General features: G+C 72.1%; 19 protein-coding genes. 11 read left to right on the forward strand and 8 right to left on the reverse strand.

Annotated elements, in window-relative coordinates; translation table 11 throughout:
* Positions 1–96: 96 nt before the first annotated feature.
* Genes cobM through cobC form a run of 6 tightly spaced genes read left to right on the forward strand, consistent with a single transcriptional unit; the run spans position 97 to position 6,432 of the window.
* Complete coding sequence (gene cobM, locus ABZ915_RS42315; RefSeq protein ID WP_361814670.1) at positions 97–915, forward strand: precorrin-4 C(11)-methyltransferase; 819 nt, start codon at positions 97–99, stop codon at positions 913–915.
* A complete protein-coding gene (gene cbiE / locus ABZ915_RS42320) occupies positions 912–2,153 on the forward strand; it encodes a precorrin-6y C5,15-methyltransferase (decarboxylating) subunit CbiE (protein WP_361814672.1) in 1,242 nt (413 codons plus the stop codon). Before cobM ends, cbiE begins: the two co-directional genes overlap by 4 nt.
* Positions 2,150–3,874 (forward strand): precorrin-3B C(17)-methyltransferase, encoded by a 1,725-nt coding sequence (gene cobJ, locus ABZ915_RS42325; RefSeq protein ID WP_361814675.1) that lies wholly within the window; start codon positions 2,150–2,152, stop codon positions 3,872–3,874. The genes cbiE and cobJ overlap by 4 nt, the downstream gene beginning before the upstream one ends.
* A complete protein-coding gene (locus ABZ915_RS42330; RefSeq protein WP_361814677.1) occupies positions 3,871–4,458 on the forward strand; it encodes a precorrin-8X methylmutase in 588 nt (195 codons plus the stop codon). Before cobJ ends, ABZ915_RS42330 begins: the two co-directional genes overlap by 4 nt.
* Positions 4,455–5,378 (forward strand): sirohydrochlorin chelatase, encoded by a 924-nt coding sequence (locus ABZ915_RS42335; protein ID WP_361814680.1) that lies wholly within the window; start codon positions 4,455–4,457, stop codon positions 5,376–5,378. The genes ABZ915_RS42330 and ABZ915_RS42335 overlap by 4 nt, the downstream gene beginning before the upstream one ends.
* Complete coding sequence (cobC, locus tag ABZ915_RS42340; protein ID WP_361814683.1) at positions 5,368–6,432, forward strand: Rv2231c family pyridoxal phosphate-dependent protein CobC; 1,065 nt, start codon at positions 5,368–5,370, stop codon at positions 6,430–6,432. The genes ABZ915_RS42335 and cobC overlap by 11 nt, the downstream gene beginning before the upstream one ends.
* A gap of 171 nt (positions 6,433–6,603) precedes the next feature.
* Here the strand turns inward: cobC and ABZ915_RS42345 are convergent, their stop codons facing one another.
* From ABZ915_RS42345 to ABZ915_RS42370, 6 genes are all read right to left on the reverse strand, one after another.
* A complete protein-coding gene (locus tag ABZ915_RS42345) occupies positions 6,604–7,494 on the reverse strand; it encodes an SCO1860 family LAETG-anchored protein (protein ID WP_361814686.1) in 891 nt (296 codons plus the stop codon).
* 130 nt (positions 7,495–7,624) lie between these two features.
* Positions 7,625–8,716, reverse strand: coding sequence for an amidohydrolase family protein (locus tag ABZ915_RS42350; protein WP_361814689.1), 1,092 nt, complete (start codon positions 8,714–8,716; stop codon positions 7,625–7,627).
* Positions 8,717–8,734: 18 nt separating this feature from the next.
* On the reverse strand, positions 8,735–9,529 hold the full coding sequence (locus ABZ915_RS42355) for an amino acid ABC transporter ATP-binding protein (RefSeq protein ID WP_361814692.1): 795 nt from the start codon (positions 9,527–9,529) through the stop codon (positions 8,735–8,737).
* Positions 9,526–10,371, reverse strand: coding sequence for an amino acid ABC transporter permease (locus ABZ915_RS42360; RefSeq protein WP_361814695.1), 846 nt, complete (start codon positions 10,369–10,371; stop codon positions 9,526–9,528). Before ABZ915_RS42360 ends, ABZ915_RS42355 begins: the two co-directional genes overlap by 4 nt.
* Complete coding sequence (locus ABZ915_RS42365) at positions 10,368–11,216, reverse strand: transporter substrate-binding domain-containing protein (RefSeq protein ID WP_361814698.1); 849 nt, start codon at positions 11,214–11,216, stop codon at positions 10,368–10,370. The genes ABZ915_RS42360 and ABZ915_RS42365 overlap by 4 nt, the downstream gene beginning before the upstream one ends.
* 74 nt (positions 11,217–11,290) lie before the next feature.
* On the reverse strand, positions 11,291–11,431 hold the full coding sequence (locus tag ABZ915_RS42370) for a hypothetical protein (RefSeq protein ID WP_361814701.1): 141 nt from the start codon (positions 11,429–11,431) through the stop codon (positions 11,291–11,293).
* 30 nt (positions 11,432–11,461) lie between these two features.
* Here ABZ915_RS42370 and ABZ915_RS42375 point away from each other — a divergent pair, with 30 nt between their 5' ends.
* From ABZ915_RS42375 to thpD, 5 genes are all read left to right on the forward strand, one after another.
* Entirely contained in the window at positions 11,462–12,562 is a 1,101-nt protein-coding gene (locus ABZ915_RS42375) for an aminotransferase class V-fold PLP-dependent enzyme (protein WP_361814749.1), read from the forward strand.
* Between the two features lie 307 nt (positions 12,563–12,869).
* Complete coding sequence (gene ectA, locus ABZ915_RS42380; protein WP_361814704.1) at positions 12,870–13,376, forward strand: diaminobutyrate acetyltransferase; 507 nt, start codon at positions 12,870–12,872, stop codon at positions 13,374–13,376.
* A gap of 56 nt (positions 13,377–13,432) precedes the next feature.
* Complete coding sequence (ectB, locus tag ABZ915_RS42385) at positions 13,433–14,704, forward strand: diaminobutyrate--2-oxoglutarate transaminase (protein ID WP_361814707.1); 1,272 nt, start codon at positions 13,433–13,435, stop codon at positions 14,702–14,704.
* Between the two features lie 55 nt (positions 14,705–14,759).
* Positions 14,760–15,164 (forward strand): ectoine synthase, encoded by a 405-nt coding sequence (locus ABZ915_RS42390; RefSeq protein ID WP_361814709.1) that lies wholly within the window; start codon positions 14,760–14,762, stop codon positions 15,162–15,164.
* Positions 15,165–15,170: 6 nt separating this feature from the next.
* Entirely contained in the window at positions 15,171–16,076 is a 906-nt protein-coding gene (gene thpD, locus ABZ915_RS42395) for an ectoine hydroxylase (RefSeq protein ID WP_361814712.1), read from the forward strand.
* 60 nt (positions 16,077–16,136) lie between these two features.
* On the opposite strand, the gene ABZ915_RS42400 is transcribed toward thpD, so the two are convergent.
* On the reverse strand, positions 16,137–17,198 hold the full coding sequence (locus tag ABZ915_RS42400) for an aminotransferase class V-fold PLP-dependent enzyme (protein WP_361814714.1): 1,062 nt from the start codon (positions 17,196–17,198) through the stop codon (positions 16,137–16,139).
* A 96-nt stretch (positions 17,199–17,294) separates the two neighbouring features.
* A complete protein-coding gene (locus ABZ915_RS42405) occupies positions 17,295–18,014 on the reverse strand; it encodes a DsbA family oxidoreductase (RefSeq protein ID WP_361814717.1) in 720 nt (239 codons plus the stop codon).
* Between the last annotated feature and the right edge of the window lie 37 nt (positions 18,015–18,051).

Raw genomic sequence — 18,051 nt, forward strand, 5'->3', positions numbered from 1 at the left:
TGCTATCCGATCGACCCGCGCTCACGCACACACGGCCGTAGCCGCCGCACTCACAGGACTTTTGCTCGTAGGACTTGTAGGAGAGGACAGATTCTCATGGCCGATGCCCCCACCGGCAAGGTGACCTTCGTCGGTGCCGGCCCCGGCGCCGCCGACCTGCTGACGTTCCGTGCCGCGCGGGCGATCGCCGAGGCCGACGTGGTGATCTGGGCGGCCAGCCTGGTCCAGGCGGAGGTCCTGGAGCACGCGCGGGAGGGCGCGGAGATCCTGGACTCGGCGACCATGTCGCTGGAGGACGTCGTCGCCGTGTACGAGCGGGCCCACCGGGAGGGACTGAAGGTGGCCCGGATCCACTCCGGCGACCCGGCGCTGTGGGGCGGCACGCAGGAGCAGCTCGACCGGTGTGCCCGGCTCGGGATCGGGACGGAGGTCGTGCCCGGCGTCTCCGCCTTCTCCGCCGTGGCCGCCCTCGCGCAGCGGGAGCTGACCATCCCCGAGGTGGCGCAGTCGGTCGTCCTCACCCGGCTGGGCGGCGGCAAGACGCCGATGCCGCCCGGCGAGGAGGTGCGCGAGTTCGCCAAGCACGGCACCACCATGGCGGTCTTCCTGTCCGCGGCCCGCAGCGGGCAGCTGGTGCGGGAGCTGCTGGAGGGCGGCTACCCGACCACCACCCCGGTCGTCGTCGCGTACCAGGCGACCTGGCCGGAGGAACTGGTCGTCAGGTGCACGGTCGGCACGCTGGAGGAGACCGTCAAGGAGCACAAGCTCTGGAAGCACACCCTCTTCCTGGTCGGCCCGGCCCTGGCCGCCGAGGGCACCCGCTCGCACCTGTACCACCCGGGTCACTTCCACGGCTACCGCAAGGCCGACCCCGAGGCCCGCAGGGCCCTGCGCGAGCGGGGGGCGAGTACGTGATCACGGTCGTCGGTACGGGAACCGGGGCGCCGGTCGACGCCGACGCCCTGGCGGGGGCCGAGCTCGTCGTGGGCGGGCGGCGGCACCTGGACGCCGCGGTGCTGCCGGAGACCGCCGAGCGGATCGTGCTCGGCCCGCTGGCACCCGCCCTGGACGCCATGCGGGAGTACGTCGACAAGGACCGGCGCGTGGTCGTGCTGGCCTCCGGCGATCCCGGGTTCTTCGGGATCGTGCGGGCGCTCGCCGAGCGGTTCGGGTCCGAGCTGCTGGATGTCCGGCCGGGGGTGTCGTCGGTCGCGGCGGCTTTCGCGCGGCTGGGGCTGACCTGGGACGACGCGGTGGTGGTCAGCGCGCACGGGCGGGCCGCGCGGACGGCCGTGCACGTGTGCCGGGCGCATCCCAAGGTCGCGGTGCTGACCGGGCCCGGCGCCGGACCGGCCGAGCTGGGTGCCGCGCTCACCCGCACCGCGCCCGGCCGGGTCCTCGTCGTCGCGTCGGCGCTGGGCTCGGCGAACGAGCGTGTCGAGCGGGTCACGCCGGCCGAGGCCGCGGGACGCGACTGGGGTACGGCGGTGAGCGTCGTGCTGTGCCTGGACGAGTCGCGGACGCTCGGTCCCCTACGGACGCTCGCGGGGCCGGCCTCCGTGGCTCCGCCCGGGTGGGCACTGGACGAGGGTGACTTCGCCCACCGCGACTCGATGATCACCAAGTTCGAGGTGCGGGCGCTGGCCCTGGCCCGGCTCGGGCCGCGCCCCGGCGAGCTGGTGTGGGACGTGGGCTCCGGGTCCGGGTCCGTCGCCGTGGAGTGCGCGCGGCTCGGTGCCGCCGTCAGCGCGGTGGAGAAGGCCCCGGACGGGGTGGAGCGGATCCACGCCAACGCCGCCGCGCACGGCGTGGACGTGCACGTGGTGCACGGCACGGCACCGCAGGCGCTGGCCGGGCTCGACGATCCCGACGCCGTGTTCGTCGGCGGCGGGGGGCGCGAGCTGCCCGACATCGTCGGTGTGTGCGCGCGGCGGGCCCGGCGGACCGTGGTCGTCGCGATGGCCGCGCTGGACCGGGTCCCGGCGGCCCGGGCCGCGCTCGCCGATGCCGGGTTCGAGTGCGAAGGCGTGCTGCTTCAGTCGTCGCGGCTGGCGCCGCTGCCGGGAGATGTGACCCGGCTCGCCGCGACCAATCCCGTTTTTCTGCTGTGGGGGGTCAGAACCCCCATTCGTAGTAGAGGAGTTGCTTTGTGATCGGCCTCATTTCCGCCACCGCGGCGGGGGCATCCGCGCGCGACCGGGTCGCCGCCGCGTGGCCGGACCGTACGCGCGTGTACGAGGGTCCCGTCGGGGACGCCGTGCGGGCCGCGTTCGCGGAGTGCGAGCAGCTCGTGTGCTTCCTGGCCACGGGGGCCGTGGTGCGGCTCGTGGCGCCGCTGCTGGCGGACAAGGTGTCGGACCCGGGTGTGGTGTGCGTCGACGAGGGCGGACGGTTCGCCGTGTCGCTGGTGGGCGGGCACGGCGGCGGGGCCAACGAACTCGCCCGTGAGGTGGGCGGGTTGCTGGGTGCCGAGCCGGTGGTGACCACCGCGACGGACTCCGTCGGCCTGCCGGGCCTGGACACGCTCGGATTTCCGGTGGAGGGCTCCGTCGCGACGGTTTCGCGGGCCCTGCTGGACGGCGAACCCGTCGCCCTGGAGGCCGAGTTCGCGTGGCCGCTGCCTCCGCTGCCGACGGTGCCGGAGGGGGCGTACACCATCCGGCTGACCGACCGGGACGTCGAGGCGGGCGAGCGCGAGGTGCTGCTGCGGCCGCCGTCCCTGGTCGTCGGGGTCGGGGCCTCCAGGGGCGCGCCGGCCGACGAGGTGCTCGGGCTGATCGAGGCCGCGCTGCGGGACGCCGGGCTCACCGCGAAGTCCGTCGCCGAGCTCGCCACCGTCGACGCCAAGGCGGCGGAGCCGGGGATCGTGGCCGCCTCCGAGCGGCTGGGCGTGCCGCTGGTGACGTACTCCGCCGAGGAGCTGGCGGGCGTCGAGGTGCCCAACCCGTCGGACGCGCCCCTGGCCGCCGTCGGCACGCCGTCCGTCGCGGAGGCCGCCGCGCTGGTCCGGGGCGGCGAACTCCTCGTCCCCAAGCGCAAGTCGGCGGCGAGCCCCGCGATGGCGACCTGCGCCGTCGTACGGCGGCCGGGGCGCGGGCGGCTCGCGGTGGTCGGGCTCGGGCCGGGCGCCCGGGACCTGCTCACCCCGCGCGCCGAGGCGGAGCTGCGGCGCGCGTCGGTGCTCGTCGGGCTCGACCAGTACGTCGACCAGATCCGCGACCTGCTGCGGCCCGGCACCCGGATCCTGGAGTCGGGGCTCGGCGCGGAGGAGGAGCGGGCCCGCACGGCGGTCGCCGAGGCCCGCGCCGGCCACGCGGTCGCGTTGATCGGCAGCGGGGACGCGGGCGTGTACGCGATGGCGTCCCCGGCGCTCGCCGAGGCCTCCGACGACATCGACGTGGTCGGTGTGCCCGGCGTGACGGCGGCGCTCGCGGCCGGGGCGATCCTGGGCGCGCCGCTCGGCCACGACCACGTGTCGATCAGCCTGTCCGACCTGCACACGCCGTGGGAGGTCATCGAGCGGCGGGTGCGGGCGGCGGCCGAGGCGGACCTCGTGGTCACCTTCTACAACCCGCGTTCCCGGGGCCGCGACTGGCAGCTGCCCAAGGCGCTCGCCATCCTCTCCGGGCACCGGGAGCCGACGACGCCCGTCGGTGTCGTACGCAACGCCTCGCGCCCGGACGAGTCCGCCCGGCTGACGACGCTGGCCGCGCTGGACCCGGCGACGGTCGACATGATGACGGTCGTCACCGTGGGCAACACGGCGACCCGTGAGATCGGGGGCCGCATGGTGACGCCGCGCGGCTACCGCTGGCAGGACACTGCGTCGACGAGCGGCTCCGCCACGGGTCAGGAGCAGGAGGGCGCCCAGTGAACCGTGTGGTTCATCCGATCGAGCAGGAGTCCTACCGGCGGCTGCGTGCCCGCCTGGACACCTCGCACTTCCCGCCGCTGACCCGGGCCATCGTGGAGCGGGTCATCCACTCCGCCGCCGACCTGGAGTACGCCACCGACCTCGTCATGGACGAGGGCGACCTGGAGAGGGCGCACACCGCTCTGCACGGCGGGGCTCCGGTCGTCGTGGACGTGGAGATGGTCGGGGCCGGCATCACCCGGCGCGAGACCGTCTGCCGCCTGAGGGACGCCGAGGCCGGGCCGGGGCTGACCCGCTCGGCGCGAGCGATACGGCTCGCGTACGAGCAGGTCGGTCCGGGCGCCCTCTGGGTGATCGGCAACGCGCCGACGGCCCTGGAGGAGTTGCTGACGCTGAACGCCGATCCCGTGCTCGTCATCGGTCTGCCCGTCGGTTTCGTCGGCGCGGCCGAGTCCAAGGCCGCGTTGCGCGAGAGCGGGCTGCCCGCCGTGAGCAACGTGTCCGAGAAGGGCGGTTCGGCGGTCGCCGCCGCCGCGCTCAACGCCCTGCTGTACCACCCCGTTCCCGCTGAGGAGAAGCCGTGACCACCCCGCCGCCCGCCCTGCTCATCGCCGGCCACGGCACCCGGGACGACGCCGGAGCCGAGGCGTTCCGCGACTTCGTCCGGGAGCTGGGCCGCCGCCACCCCGAGCTGCCCGTCGCGGGCGGTTTCATCGAGCTGTCCCCGCCGCCGCTGGGTGACGCGGTGACCGAGCTGGTGGAGCGGGGCGTACGCCGTTTCGCCGCCGTTCCGCTGATGCTGGTGTCCGCCGGGCACGCCAAGGGCGACATCCCGGCGGCGCTGGCCCGCGAGAAGGAACACCACCCCGGGATCTCCTACACCTACGGCCGTCCGCTCGGCCCGCACCCGGCGCTGCTGAACGTGCTGGAGCGGCGGCTGGACGAGGCGCTCGGCTCCTCGGTGCGCAGGCCGGAGGACCGGGCCGACGTGACCGTGCTGCTCGTCGGGCGCGGCTCGACCGACCCGGACGCCAACGCCGAGGTGCACAAGGCCGCCCGGCTGCTGTGGGAGGGCCGCGGGTACGCCGGTGTGGAGACGGCGTTCGTGTCGCTGGCGGCACCTGACGTACCGAGCGGTCTCGACCGGTGCGCGAAGCTGGGGGCGCGGCGGATCGTCGTACTCCCGTACTTCCTGTTCACCGGCATCCTGCCGGACCGGGTACGGCGGCAGACCGAGGGCTGGGCCGCCGCGCACCCGGAGACCGAGGTGCTGTCGGCGGACGTCATCGGGCCCGAGCCGGAGCTGCTCGACCTGGTGATGGAGCGGTACGAGGAGGCCGTCAAGGGCGACCTGCGGATGAACTGCGACTCGTGCGTGTACCGCATCGCGCTGCCCGGCTTCGAGGACAAGGTGGGGCTGCCGCAGCAGCCGCACTTCCACCCGGACGACGACGAGCACGGGCATCACCATCACGGGGGGCACGCACACAGCCATGCGCACTGAGGACACCGCCACGGGCGGGCACGATCTGCGTCACCACGGGGACGCCGAGGTCCGGGACGACGGGGCCGCGCTGGTCGACCTCGCCGTCAACGTCCGCGCGGACACCCCGCCCGCGTGGCTGCGGGAGCACATAGCCGGGTCCCTCGGTGCGCTCGCGGCCTACCCGGACGGGCGGGCCGCGCGGGCGGCGGTGGCCGGGCGGCACGGGGTGCCGGTGGAGCGGGTGCTGCTGACGGCGGGGGCGGCGGAGGCGTTCGTGCTGCTCGCGCGGGCGCTGAAGGTGCGCCGGCCGGTGGTGGTGCATCCGCAGTTCACCGAGCCGGAGGCGGCCCTGCGGGACGCGGGGCACACCGTGGACCGGGTGCTGCTGCGGGAGGCGGACGGCTTCCGGCTGGATCCGGCGGCGGTGCCGGAGGATGCCGACCTGGTGGTGATCGGCAACCCGACGAATCCGACGTCCGTGCTGCACCCGGCCGCGACGATCGCCTCCCTCGCCCGTCCCGGGCGGGTGCTGGTGGTCGACGAGGCGTTCATGGACGCGGTGCCGGGTGAGCGGGAGGCGCTGGCCGGGCGGACGGACGTACCCGGGCTGGTGGTGCTGCGCAGTCTGACCAAGACGTGGGGGCTGGCCGGGCTGCGGATCGGCTACGTGCTGGCCGCGCCGGAGACGATCGCGGAACTGGAGCGGGCCCAGCCGCTGTGGCCGGTGTCCACGCCCGCGCTGGCCGCGGCGGAGGCGTGCGTCGCCCCCCGGGCCCTGGCGGAGGCGGCGCACGCGGCCCATCGGGTGGCGGCGGACCGGGGCCATCTGGTGGCGGGCCTGTCGGCGTTCGCCGGGCGGGGCGTGCGGGTGGTGTCCCCTGCGGAGGGGCCGTTCGTCCTGGTGCGCATGCCGGGGGCGGCTGTGGTGCGCGGGCGGTTGCGGGAGCGGGGGTACGCGGTACGGCGTGGGGACACGTTTCCCGGGCTCGGGGAGGAGTGGGTGCGGGTCGCCGTGCGGGACCGGGGGACGGTGGACGGGTTCCTGCGGGCGCTGGACGCTGCGCTGGCCTGAGCCGGGCTGTGGGTGAACCGGGGCTCTGGCCAGGGGCTCCGCCCCTGGACCCCGGGGCACCCTCCCACCCGTCTCGCCCGACTGGGAGGTGACCGCCCCTGAGGCTCCGCCCCAGCCCCCGGCGGGGCTTCGCCCCTGCACCCCGCCAAGGCCGCGCCTGCACCCGCGCCCTCACCCCTTCCGTCGCCGCACCAGCGCCGCCGCTCCCCCGCCCGCTGTCAGAAGCACGGCTGAGCCTGCCGCGAGGTACGGGGTCAGGGAGCTCGCGCCGGTTTGCGCCAGGTCGGGGTCGGCCGGGGTGCCCTGGGGCTTGATGTCGGGGGCCGGGGTCCTGTCCGGGGTGGCCGGGGTCTCGCAGGTCGCCCCGGCCAGGGTCACCGTGCCGGTCACGCCGGCCACGTTCAGCTTCAGCGGGTTGACGGAGACCTTGAGCCGGAGAGCGGTGGCCGCTGCCGTGCGGGAGGTGGTCCTGCGCCGGGAGAGGTCCAGGCGGACCTCGCCGAGCCCGGGTACGCGGACGTCCGTGGGGCCGCCGGCGGTGAGGGTGACCCGCTTGCCGAGGACCGTGACCGCACCCGGGACCTCGGAGGTGGCGACCGGCACCCTGCCGGACTCGCAGGTCGCCTTCGCCGTGACGGTGTCCAGCTCGACCAGGGACAGCAGGGGCAGGCCGGGGACGTGGAGCCTGGCGTGGGCGAGGTGGACGGTGGCTTCGGCGCGGGTCGCGGTCGTCGTGGCCTTCGCCGAGGCGACGTCCGCCCCGAGCACGGTGAAGGGCTTGCCGGCGTCCACGTCGTCCAGGCGGGCGGTCAGGGCGGTCTTCGCGGCCGTGTGCGGTGCGCCGACCTCGTTGAGGGAGAGCGCGAGCGGGACGTTCGCGGCCTTGTTCACGAGGGACACGTCGAGCCCGGTGCGCAGCACGACGGCGTCGGCGTGGCCGTGGTCGGCGGTCGCTCGGGCGGAGCCCGCGGCCGCCGGCGTGACAGGACCGGCGGCGAGTGCCGCGGCCGTCGCGACGGTGGCCCAACGGCGTGCGGGCATGCGGAAGTTGGTGCCGTTCAAGGTGGGGACCCCCAGACGAGACTTGCTCGGGACCCGGCAAGAATCGCGCACCGAGGGTGAACCGTCAGCGATCCTGCGTCACTTCACTCCATCGTGGATTTTCCGTGCGTGTGTGCGAATTGCACGGCGGTTATTCGACCACCAGGCCGTTCAACACCACTCGTCGCGGTGACGCCAGTACCCGTACGTCCGCGCGCGGATCCGTCTCGTACACCACCAGGTCCGCCGGTGCGCCCTCCTCCAGGCCGGGCCGGCCGAGCCACTGGCGCGCGCCCCAGCTCGTCGCGGAGAGGGCGTCGACCGGCGGGATGCCGGCGGTGACCAGTTCCGCGACCTCGCCCGCGACCAGGCCATGGGCGAGCGAGCCACCGGCGTCCGTGCCGACGTACACCGGGATCCCGGCGTCGTAGGCACCGCGCACGGTGTCGTAGCGGCGCTCGTGGAGGCGGCGCATATGGGCGGACCAGCGCGGGTACTTGGACTCGCCGCCGTCGGCGAGCCGGGGGAAGGTGGCGATGTTGACGAGGGTGGGGACGATCGCCACGCCCCGGGACGCGAAGAGGGGGATCAGGTCGTCCGTCAGGCCGGTCGCGTGCTCGACGCAGTCGATGCCCGCCTCGACCAGGTCGCGCAGGGAGGACTCGGCGAAGCAGTGGGCGGTCACGCGGGCGCCCTGGCGATGGGCCTCGGCGATGGCCGCCTCGACCGCCTCGCGCGGCCAGCAGGCGGACAGGTCGCCGAGGTCGCGGTCGATCCAGTCGCCGACCAGCTTGACCCAGCCGTCGCCGCGCCGGGCCTCCTGGGCGACGTACGCGACGAGGTCGTCCGGTTCGATCTCGTGGGCGTAGCCCCGTATGTAGCGGCGGGTGCGGGCGATGTGCCGGCCGGCCCGGATGATCTTCGGGAGGTCCTCGCGGTCGTCGGTCCAGCGGGTGTCGGAGGGCGAGCCCGCGTCGCGGATCAGCAGGGTGCCGGCCTCGCGGTCGGTCAGCGCCTGCTTCTCGGCCACGTCCTTGTCGACCGGGCCGTCCGGGCCGAGGCCGACATGGCAGTGGGCGTCGACCAGGCCGGGCAGCGCCCAGCCCGCTACGGTCGTCACCTCGCGGGCGCCGGCGGGACGGTCGTACGAGACCCGGCCGCCGACCACCCACAGCTCGTCCCGGACCTCGTCCGCACCGACGAGGATCCGCCCCTTCACGTGCAGCACCGCGCGTTCGCTCATGCCCCGCACCCTAGTCAGCTACTGGCCGCCCTTGCCCACCTGGTCCGAGGTCTCCTCCTCCACCTCGGCCATCGCCGGGTCGAGGAGGCGGGAGAGGAAGTGGCGGGTGCGGTCGTGGCTGGGGTCGCCGATGACCTGGTCCGGGGTGCCGTCCTCGACGATCACGCCGCCGTCCATGAAGACGACCCGGTCGGCGACCTCGCGGGCGAAGGTCATCTCGTGGGTGACGACGATCATGGTCATGCCCTCGTCGGCGAGCATGCGCATCACCGCGAGGACGTCCCCGACGAGCTCGGGGTCGAGGGCGGAGGTCGGCTCGTCGAAGAGCATCACCTCGGGGCCCATGGCCAGCGCGCGGGCGATGGCGACGCGCTGCTGCTGGCCGCCGGAGAGCGAGGCGGGGTAGGCGTCCGCCTTCTCGGCGAGGCCCACACGCCGCAGGTTCTCGGCGGCCACCTCGGCCGCGGCCGCCTTGTCCCGCCGGAGCACCCGGCGCTGCGGGAGGGTGAGGTTCTCGGTCACCGTGAGGTGCGGGAAGAGGTTGAACTGCTGGAAGACCATGCCGATGCCGCGGCGGGCGGCGTCGATGTCCACGTCGGGGTCGGTCAGCTCGACGCCGCCGACGAAGACCCGGCCCTTGGTGGGTTCCTCCAGGAGGTTGACGCAGCGCAGCAGGGTCGACTTGCCGGAGCCGGAGGGGCCGATGACACAGACCACCTCGCCCTGGCGGATCTCCAGGTCGATGCCGCGCAGCACGTCGTTGTCGCCGAAGGACTTGTGCAGGTCCTGGATCAGGACTTCGGGGGTGCTCACCTGACGGCCTCCTGGGCCTTGGCCTCCATGCGGCGGACGACGAAGCCGAGCGGGATCGTGACCAGCAGGTAGCAGAGGCCGGCAACGAGGATCGGCGTGGAGTTGGCGGTCGTACTGGCCAGGTCGCGGCCGAACTTGGACAGTTCGCGCTCCTCCAGGGTGACGCCGAGGAACAGCACCAGCGAGGAGTCCTTGAAGAGCAGGACGAGTTCGTTGGTGAGCGGCGGGAGGATGATCCGGAAGGCCTGCGGGACGATGATCGAGGCCATGGCCCGGGTGGGCGAGAAGCCCAGCGAACGGGCGGCCTCCATCTGCCCCTTGGGCACCGCCTGGATGCCGGCGCGGATCGTCTCGGCCATGTACGCGGCCGCCACCAGGCCGAGGGCGAGGGCCACCTTGCCGTACGTGCCGCCGATGATCTCGGTGCCCGGGAAGGCCAGCGGCACGGCCACGCCGATGAAGATGAAGATCAGCAGGGCGGGCAGGCCGCGGAAGATCTCGATGTAGATGCCGGCGAGCCAGCGGTAGGGGCCCACGGACGACAGCCGCATCAGCGCGATGACCATGCCGAGCATCAGGCCGACGACGAAGCCGGACACGGTGTAGAGGACGGTGTTCTTCAGCGCCAGCGTGATGATGTCCGGGAACATCTGCCGGGCGATGTCGAGTTGCGCGAACTGGTTCTGCAACTGTCCCCAGTCGGCCGTGACCGCGAAGGCGATCACGGCGGCGACGAAGACCGCGTACTGGACGCCGCGGGACACTCTGCGCTTCTGGCGGCGGGTCAGGCCCTTCTTCCTCGGCTGGATGCCGGTGCGGGCCGCGTCGGTGGCATCGCTCATGACGCGGAGGGGGAGGCCGCGGCGGCGTCGTACGGGCCGATCCACTTCTCGTACAGCTTCTTGTACGTGCCGTCGGCCTTGGCGCCGGCGATCGCCTTGTTGATGGCGGCGAGGAGCTTGGTGTTGCCCTTCTTCACCGTGAAGCCGTACTGCTCACCGGTGTTGATGTTGTCGACCGCCTTGAAGGCGCCGGCGTTGGCCTTGTCCTTCAGCCAGCCCTGGACGACGGGGTAGTCGATGACGACGGCCTGGACCTGGCCGGTGCGCAGGCCGTTGAGGACCGCGTCGGAGGACTCGAAGGAGACCGGGTCGAAGCCCTGCTTCTTCGCGTAGTCCTCGCCGGTGGTCTGCGCCTGGGCGCCGAGCTTCTTGCCCTTGGCCTTGACGTCGGCGAGCGAGGTGATGCCGCTCTTCTTGTCGACGAGGACGGCCTGGGTGGCGTTGAAGTACGGGTCGGAGAAGTCGACGTGCTTCTTGCGCTCGGCGGTGATGGTCATGCCGGCCGCGGCAAGGTCGCACTGGCCGGAGTTGAGGAAAGCACCGGTCTTGAAGTTCTCGAAGGGCGTGTCGACGATGGCCTGCTTCACGCCGAGGTCCTTGGCGACCAGGTCGACGAGGGAGACGTCGAAGCCCTGGACCTTGCCGCCGATCTCCGACTGGAAGGGCGGGTACGGCAGGTGGGTGCAGGTGGTGAGCTGCCCAGCCTTGACGACCTTGACTCCGCCGGCGGCGGTCTTCGAGCCGCCGCCGTTTCCGGTGGAGGTGCAGGCGGCCACGAGCACCAGCCCGGCGGTCGCGGTGATGGCGGCCAGAACGCGGGTCCGGCGCCCGGAGAGGGTGGTCACGGGAAGCCTCCTGTGGGGGAACTGTGGGTTCCGATTATAAGGAGATGTTTGGGTCTCTCAAACCAATCCGATGGTCACCGGTCGGCCCGGCCTAAGAAGTAACCGGTCGGAGACAGCCGACCGCGGCCGGTTACGCTCGATTCCAGCTGCTTCATCTGTTCCACCGCCTGCTTCATCTGTTCCACCGTCTGCTTCATCTGCTTCATCTGTTCCATCTGTTCCCCGTGAGCGAAGAGAGCACCGCCGTGACCCACGCCTTCCTCGATCTCCCCCCGCTGAGCGCCGCGCGGTTCGCCTCGATCGAGGACCGGGTGGCCCGGCTGCTCGACACCCGGCAGGACGTCGTGATCACGCAGGGCGAGGCGCTGCTGCCGCTGGAGGGGGCGATCCGGGCGACCGCGGGGCCGGGGACGACCGCACTGAACGTGATCACCGGTCCGTACGGGCAGACCTTCGGGAACTGGCTGCGGGACTGCGGTGCCACGGTGCACGACCTGGCGGTGCCCTTCCACACGGCGGTCACGGCCGAGCGGATCCGGGAGGCCTTCGCCGAGCACCCGGAGATCGACTTCGTCTCGCTCGTGCACGCGGAGGCGGCTACCGGCAACACCAACCCGGTCGCGGAGATCGGCGAGGCCGTACGGGAGCAGGGCGCCCTCTTCTATCTGGACGCGGTCGCCTCCGTGGGCGCCGAGCCGGTGCTGCCGGACGCGTGGGGCGTGGACCTGTGCGTGATCGGGGCACAGAAGGCGATGGGCGGTCCGGCGGGTGTGTCGGCGGTGTCCGTGAGCGAGCGGGCCTGGGCACGGATGGCGGCGAACCCGCGGGCGCCGCGCCGGTCGTACCTGTCGCTGCTCGACTGGAAGGAGCGCTGGATCGACGGCGGCCGGAAGACGCTGCTGCACGCTCCCGCCCAGCTGGAGATGCTCGCCCTGGAGGCCTGTCTGGAGCGGATCGAGACGGCCGGCCTGCAGACCGTGATGACCCGGCACCGGCGCGCCGCGCTGGCCACACGGGCCGGGGCGGCGGCTCTGGGCGGGGGCCTGGAGCCGTATGTGTACGAGGAGCGGGACGCGGCACCGGTCGCGACGACGCTGCGGGTGCCGACCGGTGTGGTGGCGTCGGAGCTGGTGGCCAGGGCGCTGGCGGGGGACCCCGCGCTGCCGCTGGCCGCGGGCGGCGGCGCGCTGGCCGGGGAGATGATCCGGGTCAACCACTACGGGCCGGACGCGACGGCGGACGCGGTACGGGCGTCCTTGGACGCGGTGGGCGCCGCGCTGGCCGAGCGGGGACTGAGCGTGGATCCGCGGCGCGCACGCGAGGCCGTGGACTCCACCTGGCAGTAGCGCGTGTACTGGCAGTGTGACCGGAGCGTGAATTCACGGCGATTTACTAATTCTTATTTCAGGGTAGCTTTCCCAGGTACTTCTGCCCGCTTTTCCGTGGCGTAAACGCAGCGGTTTCCCGAACGGACCACATGGCTGTGACGCATTACACAGGCCTTCCGTTTTGCACCTTTTGGGGCGCATAAACCCGGACATATCTACCTCTCGCCGCGCACCTGCCCGCGCCTGCGCGATAACACAGGACCCACACTCAAGTAACCCTATTCAGCCATGCATTTTTGAATTTCCACGGGTAAATTCAATCCGCATGACTGCCGCACAAGCAGACCTGCTCATCGACCACCCGGCGGTGGCGGACGGAGCCGCGCTCTGGCGTATCGCCAAGGACTCCAAAACCCTCGACCTGAACTCCTCCTACAGCTACCTGCTGTGGTGCCGCGACTTCGCCGCCACCTCGGCGGTGGCGCGCGACGCCGACGGGGCACCGGTCGGTTTCCTCACCGGGTACGTACGGCCGGAGCAGCCGCACACCCTGCTCGTCTGGCAGGTGGCGGTCGACGCGGCCCACCGGGGTCGCGGGATCGCGGCCGCGCTGCTCGACGGGCTGACCGCACGCCTCGGCGCCGAGCGCGGGATCACCTGCGTAGAGACCACGATCACCCCGGGCAACACCGCCTCGGACCGCCTGTTCACCTCGTACGCCGACCGCCACGGCGCCGCGCTCTCCCGCGAGGTGCTCTTCGACACGGGACTGTTCCCCGACGGGCCGCACGAGCCGGAAGTCCTGTACCGCATCGGCCCCCTCTCCTTCTGAAACGCGGAAGTACCCCACGCACTCCCCTCCCCCCACGCAACGAGGAGCGATTCGTCGTGACCATCACCCAGCCCGACCTCAGCGTCTTCCAGACCGTGGAGTCCGAGGTGCGCAGCTACTGCCGCGGCTGGCCCACCGTCTTCGACCGCGCGCAGGGCAGCCGCATGTTCGACGAGGACGGCCATCAGTACCTCGACTTCTTCGCCGGCGCGGGCTCGCTGAACTACGGCCACAACAACCCCGTGCTGAAACGGGCGTTGATCGACTACCTGGAGCGGGACGGCGTCACGCACGGTCTCGACATGTCGACCAGCGCCAAGCGCGCCTTCCTGGAGTCCTTCCAGAACCTGGTGCTGCGCCCGCGTGACCTGCCGTACAAGGTGATGTTCCCGGGCCCCACCGGCACCAACGCCGTGGAGTCCGCGCTGAAGCTGGCGCGGAAGGTGAAGGGCCGGGAGGCCATCGTGTCCTTCACCAACGCCTTCCACGGCATGTCTCTCGGCTCCCTCGCCGTCACCGGCAACGCCTTCAAGCGGGCCGGCGCGGGCATCCCGCTGGTGCACGGCACCCCGATGCCCTTCGACAACTACTTCGACGGCAAGGTCCAGGACTTCCTGTGGTTCGAGCGCCTGCTCGAGGACCAGGGCTCGGGCCTCAACAAACCCGCCGCGGTGATCGTGGAGACGGTCCAGGGCGAGGGCGGCATCAATGTCGCGCGGCCGGAGTGGCTGCGGGCGCTCAAGGAGCTGTGCGAGCGGCAGGACATGCTGCTGATCGTCGACGACATCCAGATGGGCTGCGGCCGTACCGGTGCGTTCTTCTCCTTCGAGGAGGCCGGGATCGTGCCGGACATCGTCACCGTGTCGAAGTCCATCAGCGGCTACGGGCTGCCGATGTCGCTGTGCCTGTTCCGGCCCGAGCTGGACATCTGGGAGCCCGGCGAGCACAACGGAACCTTCCGTGGCAACAACCCGGCGTTCGTCACCGCCACGGCCGCCCTGGAGGCGTACTGGACCGACGGGTCCGCCATGGAGAAGCAGACCCAGGCCCGCGGCGAGCAGGTCGAGCAGGCGCTGATCTCCATCACCGAGGAGAACCTCGCCGACGTCAAGGAGTACCGCGGCCTGGGGCTGGTCTGGGGCCTGGAGTTCCACGACAAGGACCGTGCCTCGCGGGTCGCGAAGCGTGCCTTCGAGCTGGGGCTGCTCATCGAGACCTCCGGCCCGGAGAGCGAGGTCGTCAAACTGCTGCCGGCCCTCACCATCACTCCGGACGAGTTGGACGAGGGCCTGCGTGTCCTCGCCCGTGCCGTCCGGGAGACCGCCTGACCACGACCTGACCACGACCTGACAAAGGTCCAGCACAAGGAGGAAGTGCACCACCGTGATCGTCCGCTCGTTCAAGGACATCGAAGGCACCGACCGGCACGTGAAGTCCGCGTCCGGCACCTGGGAGAGCAAGCGCATCGTGCTGGCCAAGGAGAAGGTCGGCTTCTCCCTGCACGAAACGATTCTGTACGCCGGTACGGAGACGTCGATGTGGTACGCCAACCACATCGAGGCCGTCGTCTGCGTCGAGGGCGAGGCCGAGCTCTCCGACCACGAGACCGGGAAGACGTACAAGATCACTCCCGGCACCATGTACCTCCTCGACGGCCACGAGCGGCACACGCTGCGCGTCAAGGAGGACTTCCGCTGCCTCTGCGTGTTCAACCCGCCCGTGACCGGACGGGAGGACCACGACGAGAACGGCGTCTACCCGCTGCTCACCGAGCCCGAGGAGGTGTGACAGACCATGACCACCACAACCACCACGCCCACCGTCACCGACCTCTACCCCAGCCGGGGTGCCACCGAGGTGTCGACCCCGCGTCAGGACCCGGTCCTCTGGGGCACCCCCGGTACTCCCGGTCCGGTCTCGACGACCGACCTCCAGTCGTTCGAGCGTGACGGCTTCCTCTCCGTCGACCAGCTGATCACCGCGGAGGAGGCCACCGTCTACCGGCGGGAGCTGGACCGGCTGGTCAACTCCCCGGAGATCCGTGCCGACGAGCGGTCGATCGTGGAGCCGCAGTCCCAGGAGATCCGCTCGGTCTTCGAGGTGCACAGGATCAGCGAGCTGTTCGCGAACCTCGTGCGGGACGAGCGGGTCGTCGGCCGCGCCCGGCAGATCCTCGGCTCGGACGTCTACGTCCACCAGTCCCGGATCAACGTCAAGCCGGGCTTCGGCGCCAGCGGCTTCTATTGGCATTCGGACTTCGAGACCTGGCATGCCGAGGACGGCCTGCCGAACATGCGGACGGTGTCCGTCTCGATCGCGCTGACCGAGAACTACGACACCAACGGCGGGCTCATGATCATGCCGGGCTCGCACCGGACGTTCCTGGGCTGTGCCGGGGCCACGCCCAAGGACAACTACAAGAAGTCGCTCCAGATGCAGGACGCGGGCACGCCGTCCGACGAGGCGCTGACCAAGCTGGCCGGCGAGTACGGCATCAAGCTGTTCACCGGCCCGGCCGGATCGGCGACCTGGTTCGACTGCAACTGCATGCACGGCTCCGGCGACAACATCACGCCGTTCCCGCGCAGCAACGTCTTCATCGTGTTCAACAGCGTGGAGAACGCGGCGGTGGAACCGTTCGCGGCACCGGTACGGCGACCGGACTTCATCGGGGCGAGGGATTTCACCCCGGTGAAGTGACCCCCTGAACACCGGGCCGGAGCCTCCTCGTGTGGGACGGGGGGCTCCGGCCCGGTCGTGTCAGGTGGACAGGGCGTTCAGCAGGCGGTCCACGTCCGCCGGGGTGTTGAAGAGGTGGAAGGCCGCGCGCAGGTTGCCGGCGCGGTCGGAGACCTCGATGCCCGCGCGGCTCAGCTCCGGCTGGCGTTCGCCGAGGCCGGGCACCGACACGATCGCCGAGCCGGGGGCGGGCACCGGCTCGTGGCCGAGCGCCGCGAGCCCGGCCCGGAACCGGTCGGCGAGCGCCAGGTCGTGCTCGTGGACGGCGGCCACGCCGAGTTCCTCGATCAGGTCGAGGGAGCGGCGCAGTCCCGCGAAGGTGAACAGGGCGTGGGTGAGGTCGAACCGCCGTGCGGAATGGGCGAGTTCGGCGACCGGGCCGTAGCAGCTGTCCCACGGCTTCTCGCCCGCCACCCAGCCCGCGAGCACCGGTGTCAGCCCGCCGAAGTCCTCCGGGACCACGAAGAAGGCCACCCCGTGCGGGCCGAGCAGCCACTTGAAGGACACGGAGGCGGAGAAGTCGTAGGCGTCGGCGTCCATCGGCAGCCAGCCGGCCGCCTGGGAGAAGTCGACGTAGGTCCGCGCCCCGTGTGCGCGGGCCGCCTCCCGCAGGGCGGCCAGATCGGCGATCCGCCCGTCGGCGGACTGGGCGGCGCTGACCGCGACGAGCGCGGTGTCCGGGCGGACCGACTCGGCGATCCGCTCCAGCGGGACCGTGCGGACCTTGAGGTCGCCGCGGACGTGGAACGGGTTCAGCACCGAGGTGAAGTCGTCCTCGGCCGTGAGGACTTCGGCGCCCGCGGGCAGCGAGGCGGCGATCACCCCGGAGTGCGCGGCGACGGAGGCGCCCACCGCCACCCGGTCGGCCGGGACGCCGGCGAGCCGGGCGTACCCGGCCCGGCAGGCCTCCACGTCCTCGTACAGCGGGCCCAGCGGCCGGCCCTCGGCCCGCATCATCGCCGCCTCGTGCAGCGCGGCGACGGTGCGGGCGGGCAGCAGGCTGTTGCTCGCGGTGTTGAGGTAGGTGCTCCTGGGGGCGAATTCGGCGCGGACGAGGCTCTCGAAGGTCTCGGAGGTCTCCATGGGTCCACTGTGCGGCCCGATGAAGTCCCCGTCCATTGCGGATTTTTACGTGGCTCCGCTAAGCGGTGCTTATACGTACCCCCTGAGCTGCGGCTTTCAGCCCTGCTCCGGCACCGCGCACCCGTCCGGACCGCATGCCTCGGCATCACCCGAGTCGATGAGCCGCAGCGGCTGCCGCTCGCCCCACGCCTCGGTGAGCGCCTGGGTGAAGACCTCGGCGGGCTGGGCGCCGGAGACGCCGTACTTGCGGTCGAGGACGAAGAAGGGCACGCCGTTCGCGCCGAGCTGTGCCGCCTCGCGCTCGTCGGCGCGGACCTCGTCGGCGTACGCACCCGGGTCGGCGAGCACCGCGCGGGCGGCGTCGGCGTCCAGTCCGGCCTCGGCGGCCAGCGCGACCAGCCGCTCGGCGCCCTCGGTGAACAGCGACCGCTCCTCGGCGAAGTTCGCCCGGTACAGGATCTGGATCAGCTCGTCCTGCCTGCCCTGCTCCTTGGCGAAGTGCAGCAGGCGGTGCATGTCGAAGGTGTTGCCGTGGTCCCGGCCCCGGGTGCGGTAGTCCAGCCCCTCGGCGGCGGCCTGCGCGCCCAGGTTGTCCTCGCCGGCCTCGGCCTGCGCCTCGCTCATGCCGTACTTCCGGGTGAGCATCGTGATCACGGACTGGACGTCGCCCTTGGCACGGCCCGGGTCCAGCTCGAAGGAGCGGTGCACCACCTCCACCTGGTCGCGGTGCGGGAAGGCCGCGAGCGCCTTGTCGAAGCGGGCCTTGCCCACGTAGCACCAGGGACAGGCGATGTCCGTCCAGATCTCGACGCGCATGTTCACGGCTCTCCAGCTCGTACCGGTGCGGAGGCTC

This window comes from Streptomyces sp. NPDC046915 (genome assembly GCF_040644935.1).
Taxonomy (GTDB): Bacteria; Actinomycetota; Actinomycetes; order Streptomycetales; family Streptomycetaceae; genus Streptomyces.

Bases quoted from the DNA above. Each gene is read 5' to 3' on its own strand.
- cobM (WP_361814670.1), top strand. From the start codon at position 97: ATGGCCGATGCCCCCACCGGCAAGGTGACCTTCGTCGGTGCCGGCCCC.
- cobC (WP_361814683.1), top strand. From the start codon at position 5,368: ATGCGCACTGAGGACACCGCCACGGGCGGGCACGATCTGCGTCACCAC.
- ABZ915_RS42350 (WP_361814689.1), bottom strand. From the start codon at position 8,716: ATGAGCGAACGCGCGGTGCTGCACGTGAAGGGGCGGATCCTCGTCGGT.
- ABZ915_RS42360 (WP_361814695.1), bottom strand. From the start codon at position 10,371: ATGAGCGATGCCACCGACGCGGCCCGCACCGGCATCCAGCCGAGGAAG.
- ABZ915_RS42370 (WP_361814701.1), bottom strand. From the start codon at position 11,431: ATGGAACAGATGAAGCAGATGAAGCAGACGGTGGAACAGATGAAGCAG.
- ectA (WP_361814704.1), top strand. From the start codon at position 12,870: ATGACTGCCGCACAAGCAGACCTGCTCATCGACCACCCGGCGGTGGCG.
- thpD (WP_361814712.1), top strand. From the start codon at position 15,171: ATGACCACCACAACCACCACGCCCACCGTCACCGACCTCTACCCCAGC.
- ABZ915_RS42400 (WP_361814714.1), bottom strand. From the start codon at position 17,198: ATGGAGACCTCCGAGACCTTCGAGAGCCTCGTCCGCGCCGAATTCGCC.
- ABZ915_RS42405 (WP_361814717.1), bottom strand. From the start codon at position 18,014: ATGCGCGTCGAGATCTGGACGGACATCGCCTGTCCCTGGTGCTACGTG.